Raw genomic sequence first — 276 nt, 5'->3', positions numbered from 1 at the left:
CCTCAGGCGTTTCCTCTGCAATTCCTTCATCAATCGCTGCTTGCGCCACACGGACAGCCACTGTCGCTGAAACGGTTCGAAGCTGATCAACACTCGGCAGCATCGCTGCACCCGGCTTTCCGACATTGACCATGCTGGCAATCGCTTCAGCACTCGCAACAAACATGCTGTCTGTCATGAGGCGTGCTTTAGACACAATCGTTCCAAGACCAAGCCCTGGGAACACTAGAGCATTATTCGCTTGCCCAATTTCATATGTGACGCCGCCATATTCGA

General features: G+C 52.9%; 1 protein-coding gene. It reads right to left on the bottom strand.

Annotated features, from left to right (window positions below; translation table 11 throughout):
- A partial coding sequence (locus tag SB658_RS23745; RefSeq protein ID WP_410602766.1) for a malic enzyme-like NAD(P)-binding protein occupies positions 1 to 276 on the bottom strand: 276 nt, incomplete at both ends.

Origin of the sequence: Bacillus sp. SIMBA_008 (assembly GCF_046535495.1) — a bacterium.
GTDB lineage: Bacteria > Bacillota > Bacilli > Bacillales > Bacillaceae > Bacillus > Bacillus subtilis.
This window is presented reverse-complemented; position numbering and strand designations above follow the sequence as displayed.